A 9,857-nucleotide genomic window follows, 5' to 3' on the forward strand; every position below is an offset into this window, starting at 1 on the left:
GCCGTCGACGTCTCCTTCTTCCACTGCGCTCGCGGCTCCTCCCTCTCCTCCATCCCCATCGGCAGGCCCGTCGCCAATACCCGCCTCTACGTCCTCGACTCCCAGGGGCAGCCTTCTCCCGTCGGCGTCCCGGGCGAGCTCTTCATCGGCGGTGTCCAGGTCGGCCTCGGCTACTGGCGCTCTCCTCACCTCACCGCCGAGCGCTTCATCCCCGATGCCTTCAGCGACTCTCCCGGCGCGCGCCTCTACCGCACCGGTGACCTTGCTCGCTGGCTCCCCGACGGCACCCTCGAGTACCTCGGCCGCTCCGACTTCCAGGTCAAGCTGCGCGGCTTCCGCATCGAACTCGGTGAAGTCGAGAACGCGCTGCGTTCGGTTCCGTCCGTCTCCGATGCGGTCGTCACCGTGCGCGACGAGGCGCGTCTCGTCGCCTATCTCGTCTCCACGTCACAGGACGCCTCGGCTCTCCGGGATGCGCTCTCCCAGCGCCTGCCCGAGTACATGGTGCCGTCCGCGTTCGTCTTCCTCGACGCGCTCCCGCTGAGCCCCAGCGGCAAGGTGGACCGCAAGGCGCTCCCCGCGCCTGACTTCGTCCCTGTCGCGCGGGAGTTCGTCGCGCCTCGCACGCCGACGGAGCAGTTGCTTGCGTCCCTGTTCGCCTCGGTCCTCCGGGTCGAGCAGGTCGGTGCCACCGACCACTTCTTCGAGCTGGGTGGACACTCGCTGTTGGGAACGCGGTTGGTCGCGCAGCTGCGCTCCGCCACGGGCGTCACGTTGCCGTTGCGGGACCTCTTCGAGGCGCCGACAGTAGAGCTGCTCGCGAAGCGGCTCGGAGCGCTGTCGCAGGGGGAATCCGACGGCGCGGCGAAGCTGGCGCCTGTCTCTCGGGCGGGTGCGATTCCGCTGTCGTTCGCGCAGCAACGCCTGTGGTTCCTGGATCAGCTCCAGCCCGGCACTGCGTCGTACAACCTGCCCGCGGCGCTGCGACTGGAGGGCTCGCTGGATGTGGCGGCCCTGAGGCAGTCGCTGCGCGCGCTCGTTCAGCGCCATGAGGTGCTGCGCACGCACTTCGTCGTTCGTGATTCACAGCCCCTCCAGGTCATCCGGCCCGAAGCCGAGGTCGAGCTGCCCGTGGTGGAGCTCGCTGGGTTGGATGGACAGCCGCGCGAGGAGGAAGCGCGTCGACTGATGCGCGAAGAGGCGCTCCGTCCGTTCGACCTGGCGCGTGGACCGCTGGTCCGAGCCTCTCTGTTGCGGCTGGATGCGCGACAGCATCTGCTTCTCGTCACCGTCCACCACATCATCTCGGATGGATGGTCCACGGAGATCATGGTCCGTGAGCTGGGGGCCTTCTACCGCCAGTTCTCGGGCGGAGAGCCCGCGCAGCTCGCGTCGCTCCCCATCCAGTACGCGGACTTCTCCGTCTGGCAGCGGCAGTGGCTCGACGGCGAGCGGCTCCGGGGCGAGTTGGATTGGTGGCGGGAGCAGCTCACGGGGGCGCCGTCGGCGTTGGAGCTGCCCACGGACAGGCCGCGTCCGGCCGCGCAGACCGAGCGCGGCGCGGTGCTTCCGATCGAACTCTCCGGGAGCCTGAGCAACGCGGTGAAGGCGCTCGCGCAGCGCGAGGGGGCCACGCCATTCATGGTCCTGCTCGCGGCCTGGCAGCTCGTGCTCTCGCGCTACTCGGGCCAGGACGACGTCTCCGTGGGCTCGCCCATCGCGAACCGCAACCGCGCGGAGACCGAGGGCCTGGTCGGATTCTTCGTCAACACGCTCGTCCTGCGCTCGCGCATCGACACGCAGCGCACGTTCCGTGAGCTGCTGGGACAGGTGCGTCTGAGCACCCTCGCCGCCTACGAGCACCAGGACGTCCCGTTCGAGAAGCTCGTCGAGGAACTGCAGCCACAGCGTGACCTGAGCCGCTCGCCCCTGTTCCAGGTCACCCTCACCCTGCAGAACACGCCGAGCGCCACGCTGACGCTCCCCGGCATCACGCTCACGCAGCTACCGCCGGAGCTGGAGACGTCGAAATTCGACATCAGCTTGCTGCTCGAGGAGGACTCGGGCGGATTCGCGGGTGTCTTCAACTACAACACCGACCTGTTCGACGCGGCGACCATCGAGGGCCTGTCGCGCCACTTCTCCGTGCTGCTCACCGAGGCGGTCTCCACGCCCGACATGCAGCTCGCGCGGCTTCCGTTGCTCACGTCCGCCGAGAAGCAGCAGGTGCTCTCGACGTGGAACGAGACAGCCCGGGCGTATCCGCGCAGCGCGAGCGTGCATGCGCTGTTCGAACAGCAGGTGGTCCGTTCACCGGAGGCCGTCGCCGTTGTCTCCGGGGATGAGGCTGTCACCTACTCGCAGCTCGACGCGCGCTCCAACCAGCTCGCCCACCACCTACGCGCCCTGGGTGTCCTCCCCGGCTCTCGCGTCGCGGTTCGCCTCGACCGCTCCGCGGACCTCATCGTCTCCCTGCTGGCCATCCTCAAGGTCGGCGCGGCCTACGTCCCCCTCGACAAGGCCTGGCCCTCCGAGCGCCTCTCCTTCGTCCTCCGTGAGTCCGGCGCCGGCGTCCTCATCTCCCACTCCGACGTCGCGGACGACTTGCCGGCCTTTGGCGCCGTCCTCCTCCTCGTCGATGAGGAGGCCTCTCGCATCTCACGTCGGCCCACGACTGCGCTTGTTTCCGAAGTGACGGGCGATGACCTCGCCTATGTCATGTTCACCTCAGGCTCCACCGGCGAGCCCAAGGGTGTCTGTGTTCCCCACCGCGGCGTCACTCGCCTCGTCTCTTCTTCCTTCATCCACTTCGGCGCTTCGGAAGTCTGGCTCCACGCCGCTCCTGTCGCCTTCGACGCCTCCACCCTCGAAATCTGGGGGGCCCTGCTCCACGGCTCGAAGCTTGTCCTCGCGCCTCCCCACTCCCTCTCCCTGGAGGAGTTGGGGGCCGTCCTCTCCCGCGAGAAGGTCTCCTCTCTCTGGCTGACCGCGGCTCTCTTCGAGCAGATGGTTGCGCACCAGCCCGTCGCCCTCTCTGGCGTGCGCCAGTTGCTCGCCGGCGGCGACGTGCTGCCGCCTCACCGCGTCCGTGAGCACCTCGCCCGCCTCCCCGAAGGCCACGTCCTCGTCAACGGCTACGGCCCCACCGAGAACACCACCTTCTCCGCCACTCACTCCCTCCGCCACGGTGACGAAGTCTCCCGCTCCGTCCCCATCGGCTCGCCTCTCTCCAACTCTTCCGCCTTCGTCCTCGACTCCGCCTTCCAGCCGCTGCCTCCTGGCGTCCCGGGCGAGCTCTTCGTCGGTGGCGACGGCCTGGCTTGGGGCTACCTCAACCGCGCCGACCTCACCGCTGAGCGCTTCGTCCCTCACCCTTTCAGCAGCGCCCCCGGTGCTCGCCTCTACCGCACCGGTGACAAGGCTCGCTGGCTCTCTGACGGCACCCTCGAGTTCCTCGGCCGCAACGACTTCCAGGTGAAGATTCGTGGCTTCCGCATCGAGCTCGGTGAAGTCGAGGCCGCTCTGCGTCTCTTCTCCGGCATCCAGGACGCCGTCGTCCTCGCTCGTGAGGACGTCCCCGGTGACAAGCGTCTCGTCGCCTACTTCATCGCCGCAGAAGCGCAGTCCGTCGACACCACCTCGCTCAAGGCCTTCCTCCAGCAGCGACTGCCCGAGTACATGGTGCCCTCGGCTTTCGTTTCGCTGTCGGCCTTCCCCCTCTCCGCCAACGGCAAGCTCGACCGGAAGTCTCTGCCTGCTCCTGACTTCGCCTCGGCCTCTTCCGCCGACGAATTCGTCGAGCCTTCCACTCCCGCACAGGCCCGTCTCGCTTCCATCTTCGCCGACGTCCTCGGCCTGGAGCGCGTCAGCCTCCACGGCGACTTCTTCGAGCTCGGTGGCCACTCCCTCCTCGCCACCCAGGTCGTCTCTCGCATCCGCTCCGCCTTCAGCGTCGAACTGCCCCTCGGTGAGCTCTTCGCCGCGCCCACCGTCGCGCTCCTCGCTCAGCGCCTCGACCAGCACGGCTCCGCTTCCCTCCAGCCTCCTCTCGTCCCTGTCGACCGCTCCCAGCCGCTGCCTCTCTCCTTCGCTCAGCAGCGCCTCTGGTTCCTCGACCAGCTCCAGCCCGGCTCCTCCACCTACAACATCCCCTGGGTCCTCAAGCTCTCTGGCGCACTCGATGTGAACGCGCTGCGCCTCTCCCTCAACTCGCTCATCCAGCGACATGAGGCTTTGCGTACTCGCTTCGCCGTTCACGAGGGTCAGCCCGTCCAGCTCATCGACCGGGACTTCTCTCTGGAACTGCCGGTCACCGACCTCTCCTCGCGCTCGGAACAGGAGCGAGAGGCCGAGGCCCAGCGGTTGGCCTCGCAGGAGGCACTGCGTCCGTTCGACCTCGCGCAGGGGCCCGTGGTCAGGGCGTCACTCGTCCGCCTGACCGCATCGCAGCATCTGCTGCTCGTCACCGTTCACCACATCGCGTCCGACGGCTGGTCCATTGCCGTCATCCTGCGCGAACTCGCAGCCCTCTACCGTCAGTTCTCCGGGGGAGAGGCCGCGCAGCTCGCCCCCCTGCCCATCCAGTACGCCGACTTCTCCGTCTGGCAGCGCCAGTGGCTCCACGGCGACGTCCTCGCCTCCGAGCTCGGCTGGTGGCGTCAGCAGCTCTCGGGCGCCGCTTCCGCGCTCGAGCTGCCCACTGACAAGCCTCGCCCCGCCGTTCAGTCCTACCGCGGCGCCGTGCTCCCCATCGAGCTCTCTCGGGAACTCACTCAGGCCGTCAAGGCCCTGGCCCAGCGCGAGGGCGCCACGCCCTTCATGGTCCTGCTGGCTTCCTTCCAGCTCCTGCTCTCCAAGTACTCTGGACAGGACGACATCTCAGTCGGCTCCCCCGTCGCCAACCGCAACCGCTCCGAGACCGAAGGCCTCATCGGCTTCTTCGTCAACACGCTCGTCTTCCGCGCCCGGATCGATGGCAGGCAGTCCTTCCGCGAACTGCTGGGACAGGTGCGCCTGAACACCCTCGCGGCTTATGAGCATCAGGATGTCCCCTTCGAGAAGCTCGTCGAGGAACTCCAGCCCCAGCGTGACCTGAGCCGCTCCCCGCTCTTCCAGGTCACCCTCACGCTGCAGAACGCACCCGAGGCCGCCCTCGCGCTCTCGGGCCTGGTGCTCGAGCCGGTCCCCGCTGAAATCAACACATCGAAGTATGACTTCAGCCTGTTGTTCGATGAAGGCGACCGGTTCTCGGGCGTCCTCAACTACAACACCGACCTGTTCGAAGCGGCCACCATGCAGGGCCTGCTTCGCCACTTCACCGTGCTGCTCGAGACGGCCGTCTCTCGGCCCGAGCAGTCTCTGAGCACGCTCTCGGCACTGAGTGCTCACGAGAAGCAGCAGGTGCTCTCGACGTGGAACGAGACGGCCCGGGCGTATCCGCGCAGCGCGAGCGTGCATGCGCTGTTCGAGCAGCAGGTGGTCCGTTCGCCGGAGGCCGTCGCCGTTGTCTCCGGGGATGAGGCTGTCACCTACTCGCAGCTCGACACGCGCTCCAATCAGCTCGCCCACCACCTGCGCGCCCTCGGTGTCCTCCCCGGCTCTCGCGTCGCGGTCCGCCTCGACCGCTCCGCTGACCTCATCGTCTCCCTGCTGGCCATCCTCAAGGCCGGCGCGGCCTACGTCCCCCTCGACAAGGCCTGGCCTTCCGAGCGCCTCTCCTTCGTCCTCCGTGAGTCCGGCGCAGGCGTCCTCGTCTCCCACTCCGACGTCGCAGACGACTTGCCTGCCTTCGGCGCCGTCCTCCTCCTCGTCGATGAGGAGGCCTCTCGCATCTCACGTCGGCCCACGACTGCGCTGCCCTCTGACGTCTCCGGCGACGACCTCGCCTACGTCATGTTCACCTCAGGCTCCACCGGCGAGCCCAAGGGTGTCTGCGTTCCTCACCGCGGCGTCACTCGCCTCGTCTCTTCTTCCTTCATCCACTTCGGTGCCTCCGAAGTCTGGCTCCACGCCGCTCCCGTCGCCTTCGACGCCTCCACCCTCGAAATCTGGGGGGCCCTGCTTCACGGCTCGAAGCTCGTCCTCGCGCCTCCCCACTCCCTCTCCCTGGAGGAGTTGGGGGCCGTCCTCTCCCGCGAGAAGGTCTCCTCTCTCTGGCTGACCGCGGCTCTCTTCGAGCAGATGGTTGCGCACCAGCCCGTCGCCCTCTCTGGCGTGCGCCAGTTGCTCGCCGGCGGCGACGTGCTGCCGCCTCACCGCGTCCGTGAGCACCTCGCCCGCCTCCCCGAAGGCCACGTCCTCGTCAACGGCTACGGCCCCACCGAGAACACCACCTTCTCCGCCACCCACGCCCTTCGCCACGGTGACGCTGTCTCCCGCTCCGTCCCCATCGGCTCGCCTCTCTCCAACTCCTCCGCCTTCGTCCTCGACTCCGCCTTCCAACCGCTGCCTCCTGGCGTCCCGGGCGAGCTCTTCGTCGGTGGTGACGGCCTGGCTTGGGGCTACCTCAACCGCGCCGACCTCACCGCCGAGCGCTTCGTCCCCCATCCCTTCAGCAGCGCCCCCGGTGCTCGCCTCTACCGCACCGGCGACAAGGCTCGCTGGCTCTCCGACGGCACCCTCGAGTTCCTCGGCCGCAACGACTTCCAGGTGAAGATTCGTGGCTTCCGCATCGAGCTGGGTGAAGTCGAGGCCGCTCTGCGCCTCTTCTCCGGCATCCAGGAGGCCGTCGTCCTCGCTCGTGAGGATGTCCCCGGCGACAAGCGCCTCGTCGCCTACTTCACCTCTGGCGACTCTTCCGTCGATACCACCGCGCTCAAGGGTTTCCTCCAGCAACGACTGCCCGAGTACATGGTGCCCTCGGCTTTCGTTTCGCTGTCGGCCTTCCCTCTCTCTGCCAACGGCAAGCTCGACCGCAAGGCACTCCCTGCTCCTGACTTCGCCTCGGCCTCTTCCGCCGACGAATTCGTCGAGCCTTCCACTCCCGCACAGGATCGTCTCGCTTCCATCTTCGCCGACGTCCTCGGCCTGGAGCGCGTCAGCCTCCACGGCGACTTCTTCGAGCTCGGTGGCCACTCCCTCCTCGCCACCCAGGTCGTCTCTCGCATCCGCTCCGCCTTCAGCGTCGAACTGCCCCTCGGTGAGCTCTTCGCCGCGCCCACCGTCGCGCTCCTCGCTCAGCGCCTCGACCAGCACGGCTCCGCTTCCCTCCAGCCTCCTCTCGTCCCTGTCGACCGCTCCCAGCCGCTGCCTCTCTCCTTCGCTCAGCAGCGCCTCTGGTTCCTCGACCAGCTCCAGCCTGGCTCCTCCACCTACAACATCCCCTGGGTCCTCAAGCTCTCCGGCTCACTCGACTCCTCCGCTCTCCTCAAGTCCCTCCAGGCTCTGACTCAACGCCACGAGGTCCTTCGCACTCGCTTCTCCACGCACGAAGGACAGCCCGTCCAAATCATCCAGGACGATCTCCGGCTCGAACTGCCTTTGGTGGATCTGCGAGGCATCGCGCCTGCACAGCAGGAGGCCACCACCGAGCGACTCACGCGGGAAGAGGCCTCGCGACCGTTCGACCTGGCCCGAGGGCCACTGGTCCGTGCCTCACTCATCCGCACGGATGACGAGCAGCATCTGCTGCTCGTCACCGTCCACCACATCATCTCGGACGGTTGGTCCATCGCGGTCATGGTCCGCGAGCTGGGTGCGTATTACCGCGAGTACTCGGGCGGAGAGGCCGCGCAGCTCGCCCCCCTGCCCATCCAGTACGCCGACTTCTCCGTCTGGCAGCGCCAGTGGCTCCACGGCGACGTCCTCGCCTCCGAGCTCGGCTGGTGGCGTCAGCAGCTCTCGGGCGCCGCTTCCGCGCTCGAGCTGCCCACTGACAAGCCTCGCCCCGCCGTTCAGTCCTACCGCGGCGCCGTGCTCCCCATCGAGCTCTCTCGGGAACTCACTCAGGCCGTCAAGGCCCTGGCCCAGCGCGAGGGTGCCACGCCCTTCATGGTCCTGTTGGCTTCCTTCCAGCTCCTGCTCTCTCGCTACTCGGGACAGGACGACATCTCGGTCGGCTCCCCCGTTGCCAACCGCAACCGCTCCGAGACCGAAGGTCTCATCGGTTTCTTCGTCAATACGCTGGTCCTGCGTGCGCGAATCGAAGGACAGCGTTCGTTCCGCGAGCTGTTGGGACAGGTGCGCCTGAGCACGCTCTCCGCCTACGAGCACCAGGACGTTCCCTTCGAGAAGCTCGTCGAGGAACTCCAGCCTCAGCGCGACCTCAGCCGTTCCCCTTTGTTCCAGGTCTCGTTGACCCTGCAGAACGCGCCGGAGTCATCTCTGGCGCTCTCGGGACTCGACATCACGGCGCTGCCAGCCGAGATCAACACGTCGAAGTTCGACTTCAGCCTCTTGTTCACGGAGGCCGAGCAGCTCTCGGGCATCATCAACTACAACACCGATCTGTTCGAAGCGGCCACCATGAAGGGCCTGCTCCGTCACTTCACCGTGTTGCTCGAGGCCGCGGTCACTCGCCCCGATCTGACGCTGAATGACCTGCCCATCATCTCCACGGAGGAGAAGGTACAGGTCCTCACGAGCTGGAGTGGCACTGCCGTCGAGTATCCGCGCAACGCGAGCGTGCATGCGCTGTTCGAACAGCAGGTGGTCCGTTCGCCGGAGGCCGTCGCCGTTGTCTCCGGGGATGAGGCTGTCACCTACTCGCAGCTCGACGCGCGCTCCAACCAGCTCGCCCACCACCTGCGTGCCCTCGGTGTCCTCCCCGGCTCTCGCGTCGCTGTCCGCCTCGACCGCTCCGCGGACCTCATCGTCTCCCTGCTGGCCATCCTCAAGGCCGGCGCGGCCTACGTCCCCCTCGACAAGGCCTGGCCTTCCGAGCGCCTCTCCTTCGTCCTCCGTGAGTCCGGCGCAGGCGTCCTCGTCTCCCACTCTGACGTCGCGGACGACTTGCCTGCCTTTGGCGCCGTCCTCCTCCTCGTCGATGAGGAGGCCTCTCGCATCTCACGTCGGCCCACGACTGCGCTTGTTTCCGAAGTGACGGGCGATGACCTCGCCTATGTCATGTTCACCTCAGGCTCCACCGGCGAGCCCAAGGGTGTCTGTGTTCCCCACCGTGGCGTCACTCGCCTCGTCTCCTCTTCCTTCATCCACTTCGGCGCTTCGGAAGTCTGGCTCCACGCCGCTCCCGTCGCCTTCGACGCCTCCACCCTCGAAATCTGGGGGGCTTTGCTCCACGGCTCGAAGCTCGTCCTCGCGCCTCCTCACTCCCTCTCCCTGGAGGAGTTGGGTGCCATCCTCGTCCGCGAGAAGGTCTCCTCTCTCTGGCTGACCGCGGCTCTCTTCGAGCAGATGGTTGCGGCCCAGCCCGTCGCCCTCTCTGGCGTGCGCCAGTTGCTCGCCGGCGGCGACGTGCTGCTGCCTCACCGCGTCCGTGAGCACCTCGCCCGCCTCCCCGAAGGCCACGTCCTCGTCAACGGCTACGGCCCCACCGAAAACACCACCTTCTCCGCCACTCACTCCCTCCGCCACGGTGACGAAGTCTCCCGCTCCGTCCCCATCGGCTCGCCTCTCTCCAACTCCTCCACCTTCGTCCTCGACTCCTCCTTCCAGCCGCTTCCTCCGGGCGTCCCGGGAGAGCTCTTCGTCGGTGGTGACGGCCTGGCTTGGGGTTACCTCAACCGCGCCGACCTCACCGCCGAGCGCTTCGTCCCTCACCCCTTCAGCAGCGCCCCCGGTGCTCGCCTCTACCGCACCGGTGACAAGGCCCGCTGGCTCTCCGACGGCACCCTCGAGTTCCTCGGCCGCAACGACTTCCAGGTGAAGATTCGCGGCTTCCGCATCGAGCTCGGCGAAGT

At 67.5% G+C, this 9,857-nt stretch carries 1 protein-coding gene; it reads left to right on the forward strand.

Features of this window, described 5'->3' with window-relative positions:
- On the forward strand, nucleotides 1-9,857 hold a 9,857-nt coding region (locus tag K8640_RS42170), incomplete at both ends, for a non-ribosomal peptide synthetase (RefSeq protein ID WP_223752250.1).

This window comes from Myxococcus sp. XM-1-1-1, from assembly GCF_020037095.1.
In the GTDB taxonomy this organism is placed as follows: Bacteria; Myxococcota; Myxococcia; order Myxococcales; family Myxococcaceae; genus Myxococcus; species Myxococcus fulvus.